This is a genomic window from Dyella sp. GSA-30 (genome assembly GCF_027924605.1).
Lineage (GTDB): Bacteria > Pseudomonadota > Gammaproteobacteria > Xanthomonadales > Rhodanobacteraceae > GSA-30.
Genome location: NZ_AP027042.1, coordinates 1325459 through 1347841, shown reverse-complemented (window position 1 = coordinate 1347841; position 22383 = coordinate 1325459). Strand labels below are relative to the sequence as shown.

Below are 22383 nucleotides of genomic sequence, written 5' to 3'. Positions count from 1 at the left end.
AAGGGCCATCGCTACCCGATGCAGATTTTTTTCTCCGACCAAACATTCAACTCTCCTTGAAATACTTCACGGCAACCTTGCCCAGGGAGCTGATTATGCGGATCCCTACTGAATGTTCGATTATTTCCAGTTGCTATTACTGCAAACCCAGAACCTGCGTGCCTTGCTCAAAAATAATGTCGACCGGAATCTTCGCCTGCTCCAGCCGCTTCAGATCACCGGCAAGCTGGGCATCGACATTGCCCATCGTATCGGTCAACTGCTTGGCCGCCGCGTAGTCGCCATCGCCCTGGATCGTCAGCAACTTAGCCGACAGCGCATTCATCGCCGCGGTCATCTTGTCGAAATCGACGCGGTAGCGCCCGGTTTTCTCGTCGCGTGAGAACGCGCCCTGCTGCTTGAAGAAATTGAAGCGCACCATGTTCGCCTTGGCATGCGCATCGCTGGCACCAAAACGCACCGAGCGCAGGATGCCGGCCAGAAAGGTCACGTAGTTATCCATCAGCTTGGCCTTGTCCAGCTCGCCCTTGTCGGCCAGCTTGGTCACCATATACAAGCCAAGAATGTCCGCCTTGCCTTCCTCGAAACTCGATGCCTGGTCTTTCAAGGCCGTACGCACCATGCCCTTGTCGTCCACCGTCTGCTTGATGCCGAGACCATGGGCAACCTCATGGAACATGGTGTTCTCGAAGAAGGCATCGAAGGTGAGGTGGGCCTGCTGATCGTCAGCAATCAACTCCTTGGCGATCGGCAACATGATGGTGTCGAACTTCGCGCGCATCACGTTTTCAAGCTGCAGTCGGCGCGTCCCCTTCTTCAGTTGCACTTCTTCGTCGTTGGGCAAGTTGATTGCGATCGTCTTCGCGCCGACGTTCGCATCGCCTGCATAGTAGACCGCGAAATAGGCATTGAGATCGGCATCCGAGCCCGGCTTCTCCTGCTTGTACTTCGCATCCACCGGCAACTGCGTCTGCAGTTCGGGCAGGTACTTGGCGAACCGCGCCAGCTTGGTGCTCCAGGCCTGATCCTTGACCAGCACGTAGCTCTCGAAGCTCGCCTTGTAACCGAACAACTGGTCTTCGTAGGTTTCGATCGGGCCGATCACGATATCGACCGGATTGTTCTTCATCGACATCCAGGCGAAGTCGCTGGGCTGATAGTTGTCGTCCAGCAAGGCATCGGCGCGCATCTTCAGATACTTCGCGAAATCCTTGTCATCGGACAACTTGGCCGCATCGCGCAGCAGGCCGGCCGCCTTCTGCAGATCAGCTTGATAGGCCAGGTGATAAGGCACCGTCACCAGCTGATTCTGCGCATCGCGACGCAACACGGTATAGAGCGACGCCTTGTCCTTCAGCGACGACTTCTCGAACTCGTCCTTGGTCATATCGGCCGGATAGAACTGCGCACCCGGCGGGCGAGCACCGACACCGGCGACAAAAGGCTGGTCGTTGTTCAACCGATCCCAGGGACCGTAGTTGATCTCGGCATATTGCTTAGTGGACGCGTCCCCAATGCGCTGCATCAACGCGGCCTTGTCGCCCCAGCCTTGCTGCCAGTAGATGCTGTTGGTGACATCAGCCGCTTCGATCAATAGCGCGATCATCTGCTTCTGCCTGGCATCGAATGCGGAAAGATCGGCCGAAAGCTTGACGCTTGCGTAGCTGGCCAAGCCCTTCTGTGCAAGGTCGGCATCAGTGGATGCTTCCGGCTGCGCGGCCGCCGTGGTGGCTGGCGCTGGTGTCGTCGATGCGGCAGGCGGCGTGGATGTTTGTTGCTGCGACGGACCACAGGCCGAAAGAGCGGCGATCAGACTGACGACGAGAAGGCGACGGTGCATGGGGCGTTTCCTGTTGAGCGAGGAAACATGGTAACTCGCTTGCTGGGAGTGGAGCCCCCTCACCCCAACCCTCTCCCGGCAAAGCCAGGGGAGAGGGGGCACACTGAGGCAAGTTTGAACCTTGCGCGCTTTTAGCTCCCTCTCCCCTGGCTTCGCCGGGGGAGAGGGTTGCGGTGAGGGGGGCGGCGCCTCAGCTGGAAATCGCCAACCTCTCCGACCGGTACAACTGCGCCGTCACCGCCACCGCCACCAACGCCGCCAACGCACTCCCGCCAAGACAGAACAGCATCTGGTGCATGGTCACACCATCCCCGCGCAACACCTGCATCACCCCAAGGTGCTGCCCCAGCAAGGGCACCGCATACATCCATTCCTGCGGCTTCACCGGCAAGGCCATCAACAACACGCTGGGCAGCGCCGGCACCAGCATCAACAAGGAAAGATAGGTCTGCGCCTCGCGATAACTCTTGGCAAACGCCGCCACCATCGATTGCAACGCGGCCAGCAGCACGATCAGCGGCAGCGCCATCACCAGCACCGTCAGCGCAAAGCGCACGCCCAGTTCCAGCTCCATGCCGAGCTTGTCGACCGGCAGGAAATGCCCGACCACCGAAAACGCAATCAGGCTGATCAACAGACTGGTCGCCGAGAATGTACAGATCGCCGCCAACTTGCCGGCAAAGATCTTCCAACGTGCCACCGGATTGGCAAACAACGGTTCCAGCGATTGACGTTCGCGCTCGCCGGCGGTGAGGTCGATCGCCAGATACATGCCGCCCATGAACATGGTGATCACAAAGAAATAAGGCAGCAGACCGAAGATCAACACGCCGCGCGCCTGGGCCGTCGCCTGATCGCGCCGCGCCACCGACACCGGCCAGGCGGTACTGGGCGAAAGGCCGCGTGCCACCAGCCGCATCGCGCCCTGTTGGCGCGCATAACTCTCGATCAGACCACTGACGCGTTCGATCGCCGTACTCGCATCGCGCTGCGAGGAGTCGTAGATCACCTCGACCTGTACCGCTTCGCCCTTGCGCCACGACGCCGGGTAGTCCGGCGCGACACGGATGACGACGTCCGCCTCCTGCTTGCGCACCGCCTGCTCGGGATTGGCGATTGCCGGACCGGGAATGATGCCACCGGCCTTGAGCGACTCGAACAGATTGTGCGCGTACTGCTGGCCGATGACCGGCACCGTAAGCGGCTTTTCCGCCTTGTCCAGTTCACGACTCAAGCCGATGTTGAGCATCATGACGAACAACAGCGGCGCCAGCAGCGGGCCGGTGATCAAGGCGGTCATGATGGTACGGCGGTCACGCAGGTTCTCGCGCACTTCCTTGAGATAAACGGTAAGGAATGCGCTTGCCTTTTGTGATGCATTGGCAACGTTGTTCATGCGGCCAGTCCCTCTTCGCTGCCGATGATCTTGACGAAGGCGTCTTCCAGGTTCGCCTCACCGGTTTGTTCGCGCAGCGCCTGCGGCGATTCATCGGCGACCACCCTGCCATGGGCAATCACCACGATGCGATCGCACAGTGCCGCGACCTCCTGCATGATGTGACTGGAGAACAGCACGCAGCGCCCTTCGTCCTTCAACTGGCGCATGAACTGACGCAGCGCGCGCGTGGCCATCACATCGAGGCCGTTGGTCGGCTCGTCGAGAAGCACGTTGCGGGGATCGTGAATCAGTGCGCGGGCGATGGCCGTCTTCACGCGCTGCCCTTGCGAAAAGCCCTCGGTACGACGATCGCCGATGTCCTGCATTTCCAGGGTCTGGATCAGCGCCTCGCGACGCGTCTTGAGCTGGTCTTCGGAGAGACCATGCAAGCGACCGAAATAGTCGATGTTCTCGCGCGCGCTCAGCCGCTTGTACAGCCCACGTGCGTCCGGCAGCACGCCCAGCTCACGACGCACCGCCAGCGGATCGACTGCGGCATCCACGCCGTCGACGAGTACCTGCCCACGATCGGGCTTCATCAAGGTGTAGAGCATGCGCAATGTGGTGGTCTTGCCAGCGCCATTGGGACCGAGCAGGCCGGTGATTTCGCCGTCGCGCGCCTTGAACGTCACGCCGTCGACGGCTTTGACATCGCCGAAGGCCTTATGCAGGTCGTTGACCTCGATCATGGCGCAGCTCCGTTGAAATCGATAAACATCGGCGTGGCTTGCAGCCGATCCAGGCACTTCGCGTCCAGGTCCTTGGGGTGGACCTCTTCGATAAAACGCTTGAGTAGTTGCGGCGCGCAGCCGGTATTGATCACGTTATGTCCCTGCCCGTTGAGCACCAGATGGCGGGCATTGCTCAAGCCCTTGAGCACATCCTCGCCATAGCTTGGCGGCGTGACTGGATCGAACTGGCCGGAGAACAACAGCACCGGCTTGTCCGACTTGAAGGGCTGATGGAAGTCGGCCGGACGCGTGCCCTTGGGCCAGACCGAGCACACCGCCTGCAAGGCATCGATCATGCGCGTGCCCAGAATGGTCTGCGCATCCTGTGGGCGCGGCGTGAGCAGATCGGCGTCTTCGCTGCAGATGACCGACGACTGCATGCCGCCGTTCATCGTGTCGGCCAGATCGCCGGAGAGGAGTTTCGCCTGACCGAGCAGCGGTCCCACATCGCCGTGCGCCGCGGCATCGATCGACAGCGGCAACAGCGCCGAGGTCAGCGGCGTATAGGCAAACATGCGCACGACGCTGGCGAGCGAATATTCGTCCAGCGTGCGCTTGACGGTTTGATACGACTGCGGGTCGCGAAAGCTCACTTCGTGCGGGTTCGCTCGCAGCGCATCACGCAACTGATAAAGAGTCTGGTAGGGATCGCCAAAATGCTGCTTGCACGCGTTGTCTGCCGCACAACGGGCGAACTGGGCTTTGAGCGCAGCGTCCAGGTTCTGCGCAAAGTCTTCGCCGAGCACCAGTCCATTGGGCACCACGCCATCGAGCACGATGCTGCGCACGGCCTGCGGATAGTGCCCGGCATATTGCTGGGCCATACGCGTGCCGTACGACACGCCGACCAGGTCGAACGTTGGCGAGCCCAGCGCCTTGCGTACATCTTCCAGATCCTGCGCGGCAACGGTGGTGGTGTAGTAGCGCGGATCGGCCTTGCCTTCGAGCTGCTTGAGACATTGCGTGACTTCGTCGCGCAGCTTGGCCGGATCGAACGCGCCCTCGTCGTGCTTGGCCGCCGTTTCAGCCGGTGGCTTGCAGTCGAGCGGATTGGAGCCACCGGTACCGCGCTGATCGAGCAGCAACACGTTGCGTTGCGCCAGCAGCGGTTGCAGCGCACCGGCGACACCGCTCCAGGACTCGGTCGCCGCTTGGCCGGGGCCGCCTGCGAGCAGTACCACCACATCGCGCTTTGGCACCTGCGCGGCAGCGCGCAGCAAGGCAAGTTTCAGCTTGATCTTGCGGCTGGCCGGATCGTCGCGGTTTTCCGGGACTTCGAATGGCGCGCACCACGCCGCCGTGGAAAGGCCGCTATTGGGCTGTTCCAGCTCGCATGACGTAAACGTCAGCGTGCCGACTTTCCATGTCGTGTCGCCACCCGTCCCAGGAACCTGGCTGGCACTCGACGCCATCGCAGGTGCCGGTTGCGGGCTATCGGCCGCGGTCGAGTCGATGGCTTCCGGCGCGTGCTGGAAATGTTTCCATCCCAGTGCGCCCAAACCGATAAGCACCACGCCGATGCGTAATGCGGTACGTCCCTTGATCGCCATGCTCCCCTCACTCCTCTCCCGGTTCGAATATCGTCTCGATCGCTCGGCCGAACAAGCGTGCCAACTTGAAAGCCAAGGGCAGGCTCGGATCGTATTTGCCGGTTTCGATCGCATTGATCGTTTGTCGCGACACGTCCAGACGCTGGGCCAGATCGGCCTGCGACCAGCCCAGTTCGCTGCGCAACTGGCGTACGTGGTTATTCATCTGCCTGGTTCCTTAGGCCTCAATCGCCATCCCCAGGCGAGCGGCGCCTGGCTCGACGCCAACGCATCACGCCGAACGCCACGGCCACGGCGACAAAGGTGGTCCCCATGCCTACCAGCATCCCGATCTGGTAATCCTTCATATGCCCGTCACCCAGCCATGCCACCAGCAGCATCACGCCGCCCGCGAGCAGGAAATGCCATTCGCGTATGCGCGTCTCTTCGATACAGAAACCGTCCACACCGTAGCGACGATTGGCCCAGCTACGCCCAGCGGAATACGTCAGCATCAGAATCGGAAACACCCAGATCAGGATGGTGCCGTCCAGGTCCACCACATGCGCCGCGGCGAGAAAGCCGCCGGCGAGGCTGAGCACGGCCACTACGGCAGTGGCCACTGCCAGGCCGACCAGATGGGTGCGCTGCTCCAGCTCGTCGCTGCCCAGCACCAGACGCACCATCGCGCGAATCACCAACGCGATCGGAACCACCGGAAGCAGGGCCAGCACGGCCTTGAGCAGGGGTTGGTCGACGTGGTGCAGGTAAGGCCAGCCGAACAGCATGATCACCACGTAGGCCAGCATCGCCGGGACGAACTCCCGGTAATAGCGACGGTAGATACCGCGCATCGGAAGCATGGTCTTGGTCATCGAACTCCCCCAGGTGTCAAGCTGACTTGACATGAGGCTAGCCTCGCCCCGCCCTGCTGTCAAGCGTCCTTGACACTTGATGAAATCTGCTCGGCACCCCTAGCCAAAACTTTAGGACATGGGTCAGAATTTGTGACGCAATTGGCAATTTTTGGCCCATCGGACCCTGGGGAGGCTCCGATTCGGCCCTTCTGAAACACCCCCTCCGTAGCACCAAATACCTCGCAAACCGCGCCACAAAGCCATTTGTGGCGGTTTGGCATGCGGGTTGCATTTGACGATCTCGTAACAACACACAACCAACCTGGAGATTCACCCATGCTGCTCAACAAGTCGCTTCTGACCTCCGCACTGATCGCTGCTTTTGCTGTTGCAGCTGTCGCTCCGCAGGCCGCCCGCGCCGTCGATGGCACCATCAACATCACCGGCACCATCAATAGCTCCACCTGCAAGATCAATGGCGCCAACAGCCCGGCCACCATCGCCGTCGCGCTGCCGACCGTGTCGACCACCGCGCTGAACGCCGCCGGTTCGGTCGCTGGCCGTACCGCTTTCAACATCGCCCTGACCGGCTGCGGTGCGCTGACCAAGGCCACCACCTTCTTCGAGCCGGGCCCGACCGTGATGGCCGACGGCAACCTGAAGAACGCCACCGGCACCGCCACCGGCGTCGAAGTGCAGCTGCTCAACAACGACTTCAGCGCAATCGCCCTGAACGGCGCTGCCAGTGCGCAGAGCTCGCAGTCGGTGACCCTGGCCAGCGGCGCCGGCACGCTGAACTACTACGCCCAGTACTTCGCCACGGCCGCCGCCGGCGCCGGTTCGGTGTCGACCAGCGTGCAGTTCTCGATGATCTATCAGTAAGTCGCAAATCATGGCGCCGGAACACGGTGTTCCGGCGCCATGCCGCTGGCGAAGGCGGCATCACGATTCAACGAGGTAATCCCCCATGTGGAAGTTTGTCGGCGCCATCAGCGCAGGCCTGCTAGCTTTGTGTCTCGTCGCTCCGCAAGCGCACGCCAATGTGCTGATCGGTGGCACCCGCGTCGTCTTTCCTGCAAAAGACGGCGAAGTCACGGTGCGCCTGACCAATGAAAACGATCACCCGGTGCTGATCGAATCGTGGATCGATCGTGGCGACGTGCATTCGACGCCCGAGTCGGTCGACGCGCCCTTCCTGATCACGCCGCCGCTGTTCCGCATGGACGCTCAGAAAGAGCAGAGCCTGCGCATCGTCTACACCCACGACCAGCTGCCGGCCGATCGCGAATCGCTGTTCTGGCTCAATGTGCTCGAAGTCCCGCCGAAGCCGACCGGTCCGCAGGTCGAAGGGCAGAATCTGCTGCAACTGGCGCTGCGTTCGCGCCTGAAGCTTTTTTATCGCCCGGCTGGTTTGCAGGGCGACCCGCTGAAGGCACCGTCCCAGCTGACCTGGAAAGTGGTCGCGGACGGCAAGGGCTATGCGCTCGAAGCGCACAACCCGACGCCTTACTACGTCACCGTCACCGCGGCGACGCTCAACACCACCGCCGCCGATACCGGCATGGTCGCGCCGCTGTCGGATCTGCGCATGCCGCTGCATGACGCGGCACAGAAGCCGGCCGCCGGCACGATCCACTTCACCGCCATCAACGACTACGGCGCCGCCGCCGACTTCACGGGAGCCGTCGCTCCGTGAAAAACCTGCGCACCCGCCATGGCAAGTACGAGACGAACGGTTATGCCGTTTGTCGTCGTGCCTTGCTGGGCTGGGTGATCGCAGGCGTACTGACCAGTTGGAGCGTCGGCGCCTTCGCCGCCGCGGCCGCCGCCAATGGCGCCACCGCAACACCCGATGCCGCCGCTGCTACGGCCGATGCGAGCTTCGACCGCGATTTGCTGCCGGGCGCCGGGCGCAACACGGGCGACCTGTCGCGCTTCGAGCGCGGCGCCGTGATCGTGCCGGGCATCTACCGCACCGATATCTTTCTCAATGGCACCTGGGTCGGCCGCAACGACGTGCGTTTCGCCTCGCCGACGCCGAACGACAATGCCATCCCCTGCCTGACCCGCGCGATGGTCGACAAGATCGGCCTGCCGTTGACCAAGTTCTCCGCCGAGCAGCAGGCGCAGCTCGCCGATGCGCAAGGCTGCGTAAACATCGGCAGCCTGATTCCCGCCGCAACGATGACCTTCGACCAGGCCAACCTGCGCCTGGACGTGAGCATTCCGCAGGCCTGGCTGGGCACGCGCGCACGCGGTTATGTCAGCCCGGAAAGCTGGGACCGTGGCGTCAACGCAGCACTGCTCAATTACAACTTCAACAGCTATCGCAGCCGCAGCAACGGCATCAGCCAGACGTCCTCGTTCCTGGGCCTGAACACCGGCGTGAACCTCGCCGGCTGGCAGCTGCGCAACGACTCCACCCTGGTGATGCAGTCGGGCGCGGCCGGTTCGCCGTCGACGCGTCACTGGCAGAACCTCGACACTTACGTGCGCCGCGACCTGCCGTCGCTGCGCGCACAGATGACCTTGGGCGACTCGTACACCAACGGCGAGCTGTTCGACAGCGTGAGCATTCGCGGCGTCCAGATTGCCACCGACGATCGCATGCTCCCTGATTCCATGCGCGGCTACGCGCCGACGGTGCGTGGCGTTGCCGAAACCAACGCCAAGGTCACAGTGCGCCAGAACGGCGTGACCTTGTACGAAACCACGGTGGCGCCGGGTCCGTTCACCATCTCCGACCTGTACTCCACCGGTTACGGCGGCGATTTGAACGTGACGGTGACCGAGGCCGATGGCCGCCTGCGTACGTTCTCGGTGCCCTATGCATCGGTGCCGCAGTTGCTGCGCCCCGGCGTCACGCGCTTTTCGGCGGCCGCCGGCGAACTGCACGATGCAGCGCTGCATTCGCATCCGGCCATCGTGCAGGGCACGATCCAGCACGGCTTCACCAACCTGCTGACCGGCTATGCCGGCGTGGTCGGCTCGAACGGCTACGGTGCCTTGCAGGTCGGCAGTGCGTTGAATACCAACTACGGCGCATTGGCCCTCGACATCACCACCGCGCGCGCGGATATTCCTGGCCAGTCGACCCACAGCGGCCAGAGCGTGCGCGTGGGCTACAGCAAGATCCTGCCCGATAGCGACACCTCGATCAGCGTAGCGACGTACCGCTATTCCACCAGCGGCTACCTGGGCCTGCGCGATGCGATGACCTTGCGCGACATCGCACATGGTTTCCGCTATGTCGACCCGACCACGGTCAACACCATCGACGGCATCACCATTCCCAACGTGCTGACGCCAGAACAGCGCCAGGCGCTGGCTGGCAACAACGCGTCGAACAACTTTACCGCCTACACCAATCAGCTGGACCGTCAGCGCAGTCGCTTCGACGTCAACATCAACCAGCGCCTGGGCGATCGCGGCGGCTCCCTGTACGTCACCGGTTCGGCCGTCGACTACTGGAACCGCAACGGCACCGATCTGCAGTTCCAGGTCGGCTACAACAACACCTTCCACCGACTGAGCTACAACCTGTCGGCAACGCGGGTGCGCGATGCGTTTTCGCGCTACACCAATCAGTTCTTTGCCAGCTTCACGCTACCGCTGGGCGACAGCGCGCACGCGCCGATGTTCGGCGTCAGCGCCAACCGCGACAGCTCCGGCCACATGCTCGAGCAGGCTACGCTGAGCGGCACTGCCGGCGCGGACAATGCGTGGAGCTACGGCGCGACCGCATCGCACGACAACGGCCAGGGTGGCGGCGGCAGCGCGGGCGATGCCGGTACGGTGTACGGCGGTTATCGCAGCCCGTACGCACAGTTCAATGCCAGCTACGGCTCGGGCAAGGGTTATTCGCAGGGCTCGCTGAGTGTGGCCGGCGCGGTCGTGGTGCATCCGGGCGGCATCACCTTCGGCCAGCCGATGGGCGATACCGTGGCGATCATCTCCGCGCCGGGCGCCAAGGGTGCGCGCGTCATCAATGCATCGGGTGTGCGCATCGATAACAACGGCTACGCGCTGGTGCCTTATCTGACGCCGTACAACCTCAACAACATCCAGATCGACCCGAAGGGCCTGCCGCTGACCGTGCAGCTGGATGCGACCAGTGCCCAAGTCGCACCGCACGCGGGCGCGGTTGTCATGCTGGCGTTCAAGACCGAGAACGGTCGCTCGATCATTGCGCGCATCCGCCGCGATGACGGTAAGCCGGTGCCGTTCGGCGCCGAGGTCATCGATGAAAAGGCACAGGTAGTCGGCGTGGTTGGCCAGGCCGGCCGCGCACTGGTGCGCGGCGCCAACGACCAGGGCCAGCTCACCGTGCAATGGTCGACCGACGGTGAGCCGGGCATGCGCTGCAGCTTCCCCTATCAATTGAAGGCGGGTCAAAGCCAGAACGCCTACGAACAGCTTGAGGCAACCTGCCATGCTGTCGTCGCCACCGGCCGGAGCGACTCATGAACCCCGTTCGTCACACCATCGTCCTGCTGTTCATGGCGTTACTCTCGACCCTGCCGATCGCGGCGCGCGCCTCGTGTTCCTTCAGCAGCGGCAATACGTCGAACGTCAATATCTCGATGCCGAACTCGGTAGTTACCATCAATGCCAATGCACCGGTCGGTACGGTGCTGGCGAGCTCGTCGCAGTTCGCGCCCTCGCCGACATCCGAACTGTCGTGCTCAGGCACGACACGTATCGGCGTCGTCAATCTCGTTGGCAGCCAGCCCGGCACCAGCACGACGATCTTCCCGACCGGAACCAGCGGCGTGGGTTATCGCATTACCCATCCGGATACCAGCAATTATCTGGTGCCCTACGGCGGCGACTCGGTCGCTTCGGGTACGTACGAACTGTCGGTGACCTCGGGCTTCGAGCTGGTCAAGACCGGCCCGATCGCCAATGGCGCCGTGTTGAACGCGGGTACGCTCGGTTATTGGCGCTACGATGGCTTCTTCGGCCTTCTCCGCGCGGAAAACTTCAACCTCGTCGGCTCGGTGACCTTCACTTATCCGTCGTGCACGGTCAATAACAACGCCATCAACGTCGTATTGCCGACCATCTCGACCACCGCATTCAATGGCATAGGGACCACCGCCGGCGCGACCGCTTTCAACATCTCGCTCAGCTGCTCCGCGGGCAGCACGCTGGCGATCGAATTCGACACGTCCAATCCCGCCAGCGTAGCCAACAGCGTCATCGCCAACAGCACGGGCTCGGGGCGAGCGAAAAATGTGGGTGTGCAGCTGATCGATCAGAGTTTCGTACCGATCACTTTCGGCACGCCAGCCGTCGTCGGTGCCACGCCGAATGGTCCGTACAATCTGACCTATTACGCTCGCTACTATCAGACCGCTGCGTCACCGGCCGCCGGCACCGTCAGCACAACTGCGACATTCACGCTCAGCTATCAGTGATTCAGGGCTTTCAATCGTAGACCTGCGTGACCAGCTTCGGCTGCGCGCTCAAGTAATTGGCGAAGTAGACGATTAAACGGTCAGAGCCTAGCGGCGTGCCGGTCAGCTCGGTTACCGAAAGCGCATACGATTGCGCGACCTGTGCCGAGGCAGCGCCAACCTGCTCCGAGCAGCGATAACGTTGGGACGTGCCGACGGCTTCGGCCGCGACAATGCGCTGCGTTCCGACCGAACAGGTTGGCTCGACGACGGCACCGGAAAAGGCAATCACGCCCCCACTGGCGTGCGCGCTGCTACCGGCAACCACCATGCCGGCCAGAAGAATCTTTCGAATCACGCCACGCATACAGCCTCCCGCGCCCAGTTTAAAAATTGGGCGGCTTTAGGCTCTGTCGGCGTGTGTTACCCCTGCTTGAGTGAATGTTTCGCGCAGACGATCCGATTTGTGATGCGAATCACACTTTATAGGCCAATCGGATTCGGGGAAGCTCGTACAAGGACAGATGGATGGAGAGGATGTCTCCATATAACGGCACATTTCGGCAGACTTGAGCGGAAAACTTAACTTCCGTTAAGGAAACTTCACCTCAAGCCTGCACAAACACGGGTAAGCGGCTGATAAATAACCTGTCAGCGTGACGAAACATATTTCTCGCGACGGATCTGCGGCACCGGCAGACCGAAATCCTTCAGGGCTGCAAAGGCGGCATCGACCATGTTCGGGTTGCCGCAGAGATAGGCGATATCGCGCTCGGCGCTTGGCGCCAGCTCGGCCAGCACGCTCTGCACGTGACCGTTGCGGTCGCTGGGCCGCGGCACCGCGCGAGGTTCGCGGCTCAGGCAGCCATGGAAAGTGAAACCGGGCACCCGCTGCGCAAAGGCTTCGAATTCCTCGCCATAGAGCAGTTCGGTCTCGTTGCGGGCACCGTAGAGCAGCACCACTTCCCGCCCGCCCTTGGCCAACAGCTTTTCAAACAGCGGCAGCATGGCGCGATAAGGCGTAACGCCCGTGCCGGTCGCCAGCAGCAGGTAGCGTGGATGCAGGTCGGCATCCTGCAGGCAGAACCGGCCGTAAGGCCCGCTGGCCTCGATGGTCTGCCCATTTTCCAGCCCACCCAATAACTTGGTGGCCGCGCCGCCGTCGACATAGCTGACCGCAATCTCGATCCGTTGCGCCGGCGAGCTGCCGTCCCCGACCGTGCCCACCGAATAGCTGCGCTTGGTGGCGGTGCCGTCGTCGTACTGAAAATGCACCTGCAGGAACTGCCCCGGCACGAAGCTCAAGGGCTGCCCGTCCGCCCGTTCGAAGATCAGGTGGCGCACGGTCGGCGCCAGCATGTAGCTATCGACAAGACGGAGAGTGAAGTGATCTGCCATGGAAAATGCTCGTTTACGGAACGGTGCGTCCCGTCAGGGATGCCGGGCCAGCCGGCTATAATAGAGGGCTAGCCCCCTCGGTGCAGCCCATGACGTCCACTTCCTCCGCCCCCGCGCTCGTCGTCGAGAACTTACGCAAGACCTACGGCAACGGCGTACAGGCACTCAAAGGCATCAATCTCACGGTAGAACCCGGCGATTTCTTCGCCCTGCTCGGTCCCAACGGCGCCGGCAAGTCCACCCTGATCGGTATTCTTTCCTCGCTCGTCAACGCCAGCGATGGCGATGCGCGCGTATTCGGCGTATCGGTCAACAAGCAGCGCAGCGCCGCCATGCGCCTGATCGGCCTGGTACCGCAGGAAATCAACTTCAACCAGTTCGAGAAGCCGTTCGACATCTGCGTGAACCAGGCCGGCTTCTACGGCATTCCCCGCAAGATCGCCGCCGAGCGCGCCGAGAAATATCTCAAGGAACTGCGCTTGTGGGACAAGGCGCAGGACCAGGCACGCATGCTGTCCGGCGGCATGAAGCGCCGCCTGATGATCGCCCGCGCGATGATGAACGAGCCCAAGCTGCTGATCCTCGACGAACCCACCGCCGGCGTGGACATCGAAATCCGTCGCTCGATGTGGCAGTTCGTCAGCGGCATCAACGCGGCCGGCACCACGGTGATCCTCACCACGCACTATCTGGAAGAAGCCGAACAGCTCTGCCGCAACATCGCCATCATCGACCACGGCACGATCGTGGAGAACACCACGATGAAAGGCCTGCTGGCAACGATGGATGTGGAAACCTTCGTGTTCGACACCAGCACGCTGCCGGCCGAACTGCCCGCGCTGCCCGGCATCACCTTGCGACAGGTCGATGCGCACACGCTGGAAGCGGAGATGTCGCGCGCGCACGATCTCAACTCCTTGTTCTCGGCCCTTTCAAGCAACGGCGTCACCGTCACCTCCATGCGCAACAAGACCAACCGCCTCGAAGAGCTGTTCGTACGTCTGGTCGAGCAAGGCCGCAACGGCAACCAGGAGAAGGCCGCATGAGCACCTCGGCCAATCTCGTTGCACTGGGTACCATCGTTCGTCGCGAAATCGTACGCATCATGCGTATCTGGACGCAGACGCTGATCCCGCCTGCAATCACCATGACGCTCTACTTCGTCATCTTCGGCAAGCTGGTCGGCAGCCGTATTGGCGACATGCATGGCTTTACCTACATGCAGTACATCGTGCCCGGCCTGGTCATGATGAGCATCATCACCAACTGCTACGGCAATATCTCCAGCTCGTTCTTCGGCGCCAAGTTCAGCCGCGCGGTGGAAGAAATGCTGGTATCGCCGATGCCCAACTGGGTGATCCTGCTCGGCTACGTCACCGGTGCGGTCACGCGCGGCATCGTTGTCGGCGCGCTGGTACTGCTTATTGCGCTGTTCTTCACCGACCTGCACCTGGTGCATCCGATCATCACGATTCTTGCCGTGCTGCTCGGCTCCACGGTGTTCTCGCTGGCCGGTTTCGTCAATGCGGTGTTCGCCAAGAAGTTCGACGATATCGCCCTGGTGCCGACCTTCGTGCTGACCCCACTGACCTATCTGGGCGGCGTGTTCTACTCGATTGACCTGCTCGGCCAGCCCTGGCGCAGCATCTCGCTGGTCAATCCGATTCTCTACATGGTCAACGCGTTCCGCTACGGCGTACTTGGCGTCAGCGACGTGCAGATCGGCGTGGCTTTCGTGGTGATGATTGCCTTCGTGATTGGTTTGTCGGCGGTCGCACTGGTGTTGCTCAAGCGCGGCGTGGGCATGCGTTCGTAATCAAGTCATGCGCGTAAACAAATACATCAGCGAAGCCGGCCTGTGCTCCCGCCGCGAAGCGGACGAGATGCTGCTGGCTGGCCGCGTCACCATCAATGGCGAAGTCGTCACCACGGGCGCGAAGGCGCTCGAAGGCGACGAAGTGCGCGTGGATGGCGAAATCGTTCGCGCGCGTGTGCTTGCATCGACGCCCTCGGCAAAGAAAGCCGTCTACATCGCGCTGAACAAGCCGGTCGGCATCACCTGCACCACCGACCAGACGGTCAGCGGCAATATCGTCGATTTCGTGGATCACCCGCAGCGTATCTTTCCGATCGGCCGCTTGGACAAGGATTCGGAAGGCCTGATCCTGCTGACCAGCAACGGCGATATCGTCAACGAAATCCTGCGCGCGGAAAACAATCACGAGAAAGAATATCTCGTGGCGGTGAACAAGCCCGTGACTGATGAATTCCTCGCCGGCATGGCCCGCGGCGTGCGCATCCACAACCAGATGACCAAGCCCTGCCGCACGCGCAAGATCGCCAAATTCGGCTTCGGCATCGTGCTGACCCAGGGCCTGAATCGCCAGATTCGCCTGATGGCGGCTGCGTTTGGTTACCGCGTGACCCAGTTGCGCCGCGTGCGCGTGGTCAATGTGAAGCTGGCTCATCTGAAGCCGGGGCAATGGCGCAATCTGACCGAGGCGGAGTTGAAGGGGTTGTTGCCTAATCGGACGCAGTGGTAACGGCTGCGCGGCCTCGAAATCCCTGACCTTCTCCTACTCGTCATCCCGGCGCAGGCCGGGACCCAGTGACGTTATCGGCGGGTGTCGCGTCAGAGTGCAAGAGCTGTTCGCGAGAACCCACAACTGAAGCCACTGGGTCCCGGCCTACGCCGGGATGACGAGCAGGTGGCTATTCGGATCTCCTCACGGGAGAGCTCCAAACACTTGACTGCCAGATCGTTTCGGCGCTAAATACTTAACTAATACTTTAATTACTTAAGTACCTATGGCCGTCGATCTCGTATTCGAAGCCCTGGCCTCCAAGCCACGGCGCGAAATTCTTGCCTACCTCTCCGCGCAGGAACTGACCGCAGGCGAGATCGCGAGCCGTTTCGAAATGAGCGCGCCCGCCATTTCGCGCCATCTGTCGTTGCTGGAGAACGCCGGCCTGGTCAACAGCGAGCGGCGTGGTCAATACATTGTCTACCGTCTCAATCGAGACAGTCTGGTCAATACGCTGACCGGCTTTGCCTTCGAGATATGCCCCACCGCCGGTCCACTGAAGCGCGAGTCGCGCAAGCTCGCCACTCGCAAGACTACGCGATAGCTCATTGAGGAGCTCGCTCCATGCGTCAGCCCGCACGCCTCGTCGCTTCGTTTCCCGCAGTAAGCATTCCCTCGTCGGTCAACGGCTTGCCGATCGAAGTGTCGCTGATCGCACAACTGGGACCGGGTGCCGGTGACCAGCTCTACGTCGGCGTAGCCGCAAGACAGCGCGCGCACCCTGAGTTTGTCGACGCGTTGGATGAACCCTCGACCCGACTGGGTGCCAGCGATTTTTCCAGGCAGGATCCAACCGCGCTCTATACATTTACCGTGGGCCCGGGCGGGCATCCGTTTCACCGGCATGCGGGACATCGCGTCTTTACCGCCATCTCCGGAAGCAGCGGTGCACAGCTGCGCTTTTCCACGGCACCCCATGAGCAGCTAGTCAGCGACCCTTCGCTGTTTTTCCGCACGCTGCACTTTGTCGACATTCCACCCGATTGCCTGTTCACGGTGAGGTTCGGCGGCGACACCTGGCATCAGTTCGTGCCGCTTAAAGAGAACGCGGGACATCCCGCTTTTTTTGCGCTCTCGTGCCACACGAACGAACTCGGTGGGGCACTGTCCCCGAAAGTTTACGATCAGATCCAGCGCGGCGACGCATCGATCCCTGCCCTGACCGAGCTATTGCCGCAGGAAGTGATCGCGCTCATGGACGCCATGCCCATGCACCGGCGCCATGTTCCGACGACGCGTCTTGCGCTTGATGCTGCACCCGAGTCCTTGCTCAGTCGTTTTTGCAGCCGGGTACGCGCCATGTTGGGCGGCTTTCGCTATCAAGCCGTTCGGCTGCAACACAGCAACGGCTTTCTCTCTGCCACCGGCGGCACGCTTTGCGTAACGGCCGAGACCACGCCCGCAGCGGACTCTTTACTACTCACGCAGCTGAGCGATGGACTCCATCATCAGGACAGCTTCTGCATCCAGCTCGGCAGGATAGACACGCCCGATGCTTCGGCCACGCAATGGCTCAGTCGAGTGCTCGACGGCTTCGTGGAGAATCCACCGTCCAGCGTGTCGCGCATGATGGCCGTCCGAAATGCCTTGGTGCGGCCATGGGGGCTGCGAACGTCCCGATTGGGATGCCCCGCATCCTCGCTGCTATCGCGACCGGATGGGCAGGTTTTCAATCGAAAATACCCCGTGCTCGCTCAAACGGTCGATGAACGTGACCGCCACGCGCAGGTCATCCTTGGCGCCGATGACAAACATCTGCGTTTCCGCTCCTGTGTCGGCGTGCGCATCCTCGCGGACGGCCAGGTCGAGGTCACGCTCGGCACTCGCGTCCAATGCAAGAATCGCTTCGGCCACTTCTATATGGCCATGATCGAATCGGTGCACCGTCACCACGTCAGCCCGACCATGCTGCGCATGGCGACCGAGCATGCCTTTCCCGCCGCCGTCCAGGCTCGTTAAGCCCGGGTCAGCGCGTTGGCCGCACAATGATGCGATCATGTCCACATGACCGACTTCAGCACCCTCCCCCTTAAACCCGCCCTGCTCGCCAGCGTGGAAACGCTCGGCTATAGCGAAATGACACCGGTACAGGCTCAGAGCCTGCCACCGATGCTCCAGGGCCGCGATGTGATTGCGCAGGCCAAGACCGGCAGTGGCAAGACCGCCGCCTTCGGGCTCAGCCTGCTGCACAGCCTGGACGTCGATACGATTCGACTGCAGGCGCTGGTGCTGTGCCCCACCCGCGAGCTGGCCGATCAGGTGAGCAAGGCGATCCGCAAGCTCGCCGCATCGATTCCCAATATCAAGCTGTTGACCTTGTGCGGCGGCATGCCGCTTGGGCCGCAGCTCGCATCGCTCACCCACGACCCGCATATCGTGGTCGGCACGCCTGGCCGCATTCAGGAGCATCTGAAGCGCGGCAGCCTGCACGGTGGCGGCATCAAGGTGCTGGTCCTGGACGAAGCCGACCGTATGCTGGACATGGGCTTCTCCGAAGCGATCGACGACATCGTCGGGCGGATCGCCAAGCATCACCAGACGCTGCTGTTCTCGGCCACCTATCCGGAAGAGATCCGCGACGTCAGCCGCCGGCTGCAACGCGACCCGGTGGAAGTGACGGTAGAGGCGCCGCACGAAGAGACCACCATCGAGCAGCGGTTTCACGAAGTCGATCCCGCGCAGAAGCTCGATGCACTGGCCCAGCTCCTGGCCGGCGAGCACGCCGAGCACGCGCTGGTGTTCTGCAATATGCGCCGCGACGTCGACAGCGTGACTGCCGAGCTGGACAAGCGCGGCTTTTCCGCACTGCCCCTGCATGGCGATATGGAACAGCGCGATCGCGATGAAGTACTCGTGCAGTTCGCCAATCGCAGTTGCTCGGTACTGGTCGCCACGGACGTCGCCGCACGCGGGCTGGATATCGTTTCGCTGCCGCTGGTAATCAGCTACGACATCGCCCACGATCCGGAAACACACACGCATCGCATCGGTCGCACCGGTCGCGCCGGCCAGAGCGGCCATGCAATCACACTGGTCACGCCGCGCGAATTGCCCAAGGCAAGCAATATCGAGGAAACCCACGGCCAGCCCATCCCGTGGCGACCCTTGAAGATCGCGCCACCTAAAGGCAAGACCTTGCACCTCGCTCCCATGAAGACCCTGGTCATCGACGCTGGCCGCCAGGACAAGCTGCGACCCGGCGACATCCTCGGCGCGCTCACCGGCGATGCCGGGCTTGGCGCGGACGATGTCGGCAAGATCGATGTGTATGCGACACGCGCTTATGTCGCCATTCGCAGGCCGCTTGCCAACAAGGCGCTCGAGCGGTTGCGTGCGGGCAAGATCAAGGGGCGTAATTTCCGCGTGCGTCCGCTTGGCTGAATGACGTCGCTGGGCCCCGGCCTTCGCCGGGGCGATGGTGCCGTGTACTTAGAGGTCGATCGGCTTTCCCGATTGACGCGACTCACGTAGTGCCACTGCAATACGCGTGGCTTCAGCGGCATCTTCGAGCGTGAGATCGAATGGCTTGTTGTCGAGCACCGCGTCGATAAAGTGAACGCACTGCGCCTGGAAGGCTTCCTCGAAACGCTCGAAGAAGCTCGGTACGGACAAGCTGCGCACGCCATAGGCGTCGGCGATCTCTACGCGGTCCGCTCTTGGGTTGCGACCCACACTCAATTTACCCGCCGTGCCGATGATGTCGGTATGTGTGTCGTGCCCGTGCGCCTGCGTGCGCGAGGCGTAGAACATGGCCATGCTGCCGTCGACGAACTCGCAAACGGCGGCGCCGTTATCGATGTCGCCGATCGGTTCCAGTTCCGGATACATCGCCGCGGTGCCGATGGCGTAGACGCGCTTGACGGCGGGTCGACCGAGCAGCCAGCGGGCGAGGTCGATGTCATGTACGGAGCAATCGAGAAACAGGCCGCCGCTGGTTGGCGCGAACTTGACGAAGGCGCCGGTTGGGTCGAGCTTGTCGGCAGTTTGCGAGTACACCATGAACGGCCTGCCGATGCCTCCGGCTTCGATACGCGCCTTGGCATCGCGATAGCTGGCGTCGAAGTGGCGCACGAAGCCCACCATCGCACGCAACTGCGGATAGCGCTTGGCGTGTTCGACGGTATGCAGGCAGGTGGCCAGATCGAGCGATAGCGGCTTCTCGCAGAAGACGTGCTTGCCGGCATCCAGCGCTTGCTCGATCTGCTCGGCGTGCAATGAGGTCGGCGTGACCAGGAACACGGCATCGAGCGCAGGATCGGCCAGCATGGCGCGGTAGTCACTGTAGTGGCGCGATACACCGAGGGTGTCGCGCGCCCAGGCGACTTCTTCGTCGACCGGACTGCATACGGCGTCGAGGCTGGCACGCGGGACCGTGCGCGCAAGGTTTTCGGCATAACGGCGGCCAAGTCGGCCCAGGCCGGCGAGGCCGATGCGGAGGGTGGGGTTGCTCATGGCGATCTCACATACCAATAGATGAGGATTTTTGTGGGACCGACCTCAGGGAACCTCGAATGACCTCGGTTTTTCCTATCGTCTTCCCGGCGGTGGCATCGGTTTTCATTTTTTGCGATAGAGCTGACTTTGCAGGCTCTTGCGACAACCGATTGCAAAGCCACTGGGTTCCGGCCTACGCCGGAATGACGAGAAGGTGGTTATTCGAGGTTCCTTGAAGTCGCTCTCACAGGAAGGCTGGACTCAGGCTTAGATCGAACACTCCAACGCTTTGCCCTCGCGCCACGACTGCGTCGCCAGCTCGGCCAGCTCCAATGCCTTGATGCCGTCTTCGATCGTGGTACGCACCGGCGTACCGTTGACCAGCGCATCGAAGAAGTGCGCGATCTCCAGTGCATAGGCATCGCGGTAACGCTCGAGGAAGAATGCTTCCGGCTTGTCGCTGCTGATGTTGTGCTCGTTCCACGCGACCACCTGCGTCGGCCGCACATTGCCTGCTTGCAGCAGCCCCTTGCTGCCCAGCACTTCGAAGCGCTGGTCGTAACCGTAGGCGGAGCGGCGCGAGGTGTTGATCTGGCACAACGCGCCGCTGCGCGTGCGCAAGGTGACGGCGGCATGGGAGATATCGCCTGCCGCAGCAACTTCCGGCAACCCGGGACAACCACCCGTGGCATGCACGCTGACCGCCTCGCCGCCGAGAATCCAGCGGAAGATATCGAAGTCGTGGATCAGCATGTCCTTGAACACACCACCCGAATGGGCGATGTACGACGCCGGCGGCGGTGCCGGGTCACGGCTGGTAACGATCAATACTTCCGCTTCGCCGATCTCGCCCGCTTCAAGGCGCGACTTCAATGCGGCAAAGGTCGGATCGAAACGACGCTGAAAACCGATCATGCAGGTCACGCCGGCATCCTTGACGGCCTTGGCGCAAGCGCGTGCGCGCTCGACGTCGAGATCGACCGGCTTCTCGCAGAAGATCGCCTTGCCTGCCGCCGCCGCGCGCTTGATCAGATCGGCATGCGTGTCGGTACTCGAACCGATCACTACCGCACCGACTTCTTTATCGGCCAGCGCTTCTTCGACGGAAGCAACGCGTGCGCCATGCTTTGCCGCCAGGGCTTCGGCCGAAGGCGCGTGCACGTCGACCACGTAGCGCAACTTTGCGCCCGGGTGCCGCGCCACGTTGCCTGCATGGATGTTACCGATGCGGCCGGCGCCGAACATGGCCACTTCGATCTGCTTAGTCATCGTATTCTCCAGGATGTGCGGTTTCTTCGACTTTCAATTCGAGCTTGTAGGCCAGCGCGACAAACAGCGCCTGGCATAGACAGATGGTGCTGGTGAGCGCGCGAAAGGCGAACGCGCTGCCTTCGTTAACTTTCAGGGCCACGGTGGAATCGCGCGCCAGCGGGCCGAGCGCGCTATCGGTGATGGCGAGCACTTTCGCCTTGTGCTGATGGGCGACACGTGCGCAATACAGCGTTTCCTTGCCGTAGGGCGGAAAGCTGATCGCGATCATCGCGTCGTTCGGACCAATGCTGCGGATTTGCTCGCGGAACATGCCACCCAGGCCACTGACCAGATGCACGCGCTTTTGCGTGTGCTGCAACGCATAGGCGATATAGCTGGCGATGCTGAAAGTGCGACGTACGGCGACCACGTAGATGTTGTCCGCCTTCATCAACAGATCGACGGCCGCCTCGAACTGGGCCGCATCGAACTCCCCGGCCAGCTCGTCCAGGCCCACGCGGCTGGCATCGATAAAGCGCAACGCCATCTGGGCGGTACTGATGGGCGCGCTTTCGTCCGCAATGACCTTGCGAATGCGCTGCTGGTAGCTGCGGGCCGGCGTGGTGGCCTCGGTGTAGTCACTGCGGAATACCGCCTGCATTTCCGTAAAGCCGGAGTAGCCAAAGCGCTGGGCAAACCGCACCACGGCCGACGGATGGACCCCGCTGCCGTCAGCAATCTCATTGATGCGCTGCACCATTATGTTGGCGCGCTGCTGTTCAAGATAGGTCGCCACGCCTTGTAATTGGCGGGGCAAGGCGTCGAATTCGCTGGCAATGCGTTGCAGCAAATCGTCGACCGCGCTCCGTTTGCTCATAGGTGCTCCATGGGTCTTTAGGGAAGCCATGCCATCCAAGCGTT

21 protein-coding genes are annotated in these 22383 nt (G+C 62.1%); 10 read left to right on the top strand and 11 right to left on the bottom strand.

Features of this window, described 5'->3' with window-relative positions:
- Nucleotides 1-136 precede the first annotated feature (136 nt).
- From QMG46_RS05950 to QMG46_RS05925, 6 genes are all read right to left on the bottom strand, one after another.
- Nucleotides 137-1840: a DUF8614 domain-containing protein gene (locus QMG46_RS05950; protein ID WP_281851568.1), complete on the bottom strand. Its 1704-nt coding sequence runs from the start codon at nt 1838-1840 to the stop codon at nt 137-139.
- 190 nt (nt 1841-2030) lie between these two features.
- A complete protein-coding gene (locus QMG46_RS05945; protein ID WP_281851567.1) occupies nt 2031-3236 on the bottom strand; it encodes an ABC transporter permease in 1206 nt (401 codons plus the stop codon).
- Nucleotides 3233-3967, bottom strand: coding sequence for an ABC transporter ATP-binding protein (locus tag QMG46_RS05940; RefSeq protein WP_281851566.1), 735 nt, complete (start codon nt 3965-3967; stop codon nt 3233-3235). The genes QMG46_RS05945 and QMG46_RS05940 overlap by 4 nt, the downstream gene beginning before the upstream one ends.
- The gene (locus QMG46_RS05935) at nt 3964-5559 is read right to left on the bottom strand and encodes an alpha/beta hydrolase (RefSeq protein ID WP_281851565.1); all 1596 of its coding nucleotides are present in this window, start codon (nt 5557-5559) and stop codon (nt 3964-3966) included. The genes QMG46_RS05940 and QMG46_RS05935 overlap by 4 nt, the downstream gene beginning before the upstream one ends.
- Nucleotides 5560-5566: 7 nt before the next feature.
- Nucleotides 5567-5764: a type II toxin-antitoxin system RelB family anti-toxin gene (locus QMG46_RS05930; protein WP_281851564.1), complete on the bottom strand. Its 198-nt coding sequence runs from the start codon at nt 5762-5764 to the stop codon at nt 5567-5569.
- Nucleotides 5765-5783: 19 nt separating this feature from the next.
- Nucleotides 5784-6446, bottom strand: coding sequence for a hypothetical protein (locus QMG46_RS05925; RefSeq protein WP_281851563.1), 663 nt, complete (start codon nt 6444-6446; stop codon nt 5784-5786).
- Between the two features lie 285 nt (nt 6447-6731).
- Between QMG46_RS05925 and QMG46_RS05920 the strand changes: the two genes are divergently transcribed.
- The 4 genes from QMG46_RS05920 to QMG46_RS05905 all read left to right on the top strand — a co-directional run bounded on the left by QMG46_RS05920 (nt 6732) and on the right by QMG46_RS05905 (nt 11815).
- Nucleotides 6732-7277, top strand: coding sequence for a fimbrial protein (locus QMG46_RS05920; RefSeq protein WP_281851562.1), 546 nt, complete (start codon nt 6732-6734; stop codon nt 7275-7277).
- Nucleotides 7278-7362: 85 nt separating this feature from the next.
- Nucleotides 7363-8091, top strand: coding sequence for a fimbrial biogenesis chaperone (locus tag QMG46_RS05915; RefSeq protein ID WP_281851561.1), 729 nt, complete (start codon nt 7363-7365; stop codon nt 8089-8091).
- On the top strand, nt 8088-10862 hold the full coding sequence (locus QMG46_RS05910) for a fimbria/pilus outer membrane usher protein (protein ID WP_281851560.1): 2775 nt from the start codon (nt 8088-8090) through the stop codon (nt 10860-10862). Before QMG46_RS05915 ends, QMG46_RS05910 begins: the two co-directional genes overlap by 4 nt.
- Entirely contained in the window at nt 10859-11815 is a 957-nt protein-coding gene (locus QMG46_RS05905; RefSeq protein ID WP_281851559.1) for a fimbrial protein, read from the top strand. Before QMG46_RS05910 ends, QMG46_RS05905 begins: the two co-directional genes overlap by 4 nt.
- Before the next feature lie 10 nt (nt 11816-11825).
- Here the strand turns inward: QMG46_RS05905 and QMG46_RS05900 are convergent, their stop codons facing one another.
- The gene (locus QMG46_RS05900) at nt 11826-12161 is read right to left on the bottom strand and encodes a hypothetical protein (protein ID WP_281851558.1); all 336 of its coding nucleotides are present in this window, start codon (nt 12159-12161) and stop codon (nt 11826-11828) included.
- Nucleotides 12162-12445: 284 nt separating this feature from the next.
- Complete coding sequence (locus QMG46_RS05895; protein ID WP_281851557.1) at nt 12446-13192, bottom strand: FAD-binding oxidoreductase; 747 nt, start codon at nt 13190-13192, stop codon at nt 12446-12448.
- A gap of 89 nt (nt 13193-13281) precedes the next feature.
- Here QMG46_RS05895 and QMG46_RS05890 point away from each other — a divergent pair, with 89 nt between their 5' ends.
- The 6 genes from QMG46_RS05890 to dbpA all read left to right on the top strand — a co-directional run bounded on the left by QMG46_RS05890 (nt 13282) and on the right by dbpA (nt 19158).
- Nucleotides 13282-14238 carry an ABC transporter ATP-binding protein gene (locus QMG46_RS05890; RefSeq protein ID WP_281851556.1) on the top strand — a complete coding sequence of 319 codons (957 nt, stop codon included), beginning with the start codon at nt 13282-13284 and terminating at the stop codon, nt 14236-14238.
- On the top strand, nt 14235-15008 hold the full coding sequence (locus tag QMG46_RS05885; RefSeq protein ID WP_281851555.1) for an ABC transporter permease: 774 nt from the start codon (nt 14235-14237) through the stop codon (nt 15006-15008). The genes QMG46_RS05890 and QMG46_RS05885 overlap by 4 nt, the downstream gene beginning before the upstream one ends.
- 7 nt (nt 15009-15015) lie before the next feature.
- Nucleotides 15016-15735: a pseudouridine synthase gene (locus QMG46_RS05880; RefSeq protein WP_281851554.1), complete on the top strand. Its 720-nt coding sequence runs from the start codon at nt 15016-15018 to the stop codon at nt 15733-15735.
- A 265-nt stretch (nt 15736-16000) separates the two neighbouring features.
- The gene (locus QMG46_RS05875) at nt 16001-16321 is read left to right on the top strand and encodes a metalloregulator ArsR/SmtB family transcription factor (protein WP_281851553.1); all 321 of its coding nucleotides are present in this window, start codon (nt 16001-16003) and stop codon (nt 16319-16321) included.
- Nucleotides 16322-16341: 20 nt separating this feature from the next.
- On the top strand, nt 16342-17736 hold the full coding sequence (locus QMG46_RS05870; protein WP_281851552.1) for a DUF2867 domain-containing protein: 1395 nt from the start codon (nt 16342-16344) through the stop codon (nt 17734-17736).
- Between the two features lie 45 nt (nt 17737-17781).
- The gene (dbpA, locus tag QMG46_RS05865; protein WP_281851551.1) at nt 17782-19158 is read left to right on the top strand and encodes an ATP-dependent RNA helicase DbpA; all 1377 of its coding nucleotides are present in this window, start codon (nt 17782-17784) and stop codon (nt 19156-19158) included.
- Nucleotides 19159-19206: 48 nt separating this feature from the next.
- Here dbpA and QMG46_RS05860 read toward each other — a convergent pair whose 3' ends face one another.
- From QMG46_RS05860 to QMG46_RS05850, 3 genes are all read right to left on the bottom strand, one after another.
- On the bottom strand, nt 19207-20229 hold the full coding sequence (locus tag QMG46_RS05860) for a Gfo/Idh/MocA family oxidoreductase (protein ID WP_281851550.1): 1023 nt from the start codon (nt 20227-20229) through the stop codon (nt 19207-19209).
- 249 nt (nt 20230-20478) lie between these two features.
- Nucleotides 20479-21480, bottom strand: coding sequence for an inositol 2-dehydrogenase (gene iolG, locus QMG46_RS05855; RefSeq protein ID WP_281851549.1), 1002 nt, complete (start codon nt 21478-21480; stop codon nt 20479-20481).
- Entirely contained in the window at nt 21473-22339 is an 867-nt protein-coding gene (locus tag QMG46_RS05850) for a MurR/RpiR family transcriptional regulator (RefSeq protein WP_281851548.1), read from the bottom strand. Before QMG46_RS05850 ends, iolG begins: the two co-directional genes overlap by 8 nt.
- Nucleotides 22340-22383: the final 44 nt, after the last annotated feature.

Excerpts from the sequence above, each read along its gene's own strand:
- QMG46_RS05945 (WP_281851567.1), bottom strand. The coding sequence starts at position 3,236 with ATGAACAACGTTGCCAATGCATCACAAAAGGCAAGCGCATTCCTTACC.
- QMG46_RS05890 (WP_281851556.1), top strand. The coding sequence starts at position 13,282 with ATGACGTCCACTTCCTCCGCCCCCGCGCTCGTCGTCGAGAACTTACGC.
- QMG46_RS05920 (WP_281851562.1), top strand. The coding sequence starts at position 6,732 with ATGCTGCTCAACAAGTCGCTTCTGACCTCCGCACTGATCGCTGCTTTT.
- QMG46_RS05930 (WP_281851564.1), bottom strand. The coding sequence starts at position 5,764 with ATGAATAACCACGTACGCCAGTTGCGCAGCGAACTGGGCTGGTCGCAG.
- dbpA (WP_281851551.1), top strand. The coding sequence starts at position 17,782 with ATGACCGACTTCAGCACCCTCCCCCTTAAACCCGCCCTGCTCGCCAGC.
- QMG46_RS05875 (WP_281851553.1), top strand. The coding sequence starts at position 16,001 with ATGGCCGTCGATCTCGTATTCGAAGCCCTGGCCTCCAAGCCACGGCGC.
- QMG46_RS05925 (WP_281851563.1), bottom strand. The coding sequence starts at position 6,446 with ATGTCAAGTCAGCTTGACACCTGGGGGAGTTCGATGACCAAGACCATG.
- QMG46_RS05935 (WP_281851565.1), bottom strand. The coding sequence starts at position 5,559 with ATGGCGATCAAGGGACGTACCGCATTACGCATCGGCGTGGTGCTTATC.
- QMG46_RS05905 (WP_281851559.1), top strand. The coding sequence starts at position 10,859 with ATGAACCCCGTTCGTCACACCATCGTCCTGCTGTTCATGGCGTTACTC.
- QMG46_RS05885 (WP_281851555.1), top strand. The coding sequence starts at position 14,235 with ATGAGCACCTCGGCCAATCTCGTTGCACTGGGTACCATCGTTCGTCGC.
- QMG46_RS05900 (WP_281851558.1), bottom strand. The coding sequence starts at position 12,161 with ATGCGTGGCGTGATTCGAAAGATTCTTCTGGCCGGCATGGTGGTTGCC.
- QMG46_RS05915 (WP_281851561.1), top strand. The coding sequence starts at position 7,363 with ATGTGGAAGTTTGTCGGCGCCATCAGCGCAGGCCTGCTAGCTTTGTGT.
- QMG46_RS05850 (WP_281851548.1), bottom strand. The coding sequence starts at position 22,339 with ATGAGCAAACGGAGCGCGGTCGACGATTTGCTGCAACGCATTGCCAGC.
- QMG46_RS05870 (WP_281851552.1), top strand. The coding sequence starts at position 16,342 with ATGCGTCAGCCCGCACGCCTCGTCGCTTCGTTTCCCGCAGTAAGCATT.
- QMG46_RS05950 (WP_281851568.1), bottom strand. The coding sequence starts at position 1,840 with ATGCACCGTCGCCTTCTCGTCGTCAGTCTGATCGCCGCTCTTTCGGCC.
- QMG46_RS05895 (WP_281851557.1), bottom strand. The coding sequence starts at position 13,192 with ATGGCAGATCACTTCACTCTCCGTCTTGTCGATAGCTACATGCTGGCG.
- QMG46_RS05860 (WP_281851550.1), bottom strand. The coding sequence starts at position 20,229 with ATGAGCAACCCCACCCTCCGCATCGGCCTCGCCGGCCTGGGCCGACTT.
- QMG46_RS05940 (WP_281851566.1), bottom strand. The coding sequence starts at position 3,967 with ATGATCGAGGTCAACGACCTGCATAAGGCCTTCGGCGATGTCAAAGCC.
- iolG (WP_281851549.1), bottom strand. The coding sequence starts at position 21,480 with ATGACTAAGCAGATCGAAGTGGCCATGTTCGGCGCCGGCCGCATCGGT.
- QMG46_RS05880 (WP_281851554.1), top strand. The coding sequence starts at position 15,016 with ATGCGCGTAAACAAATACATCAGCGAAGCCGGCCTGTGCTCCCGCCGC.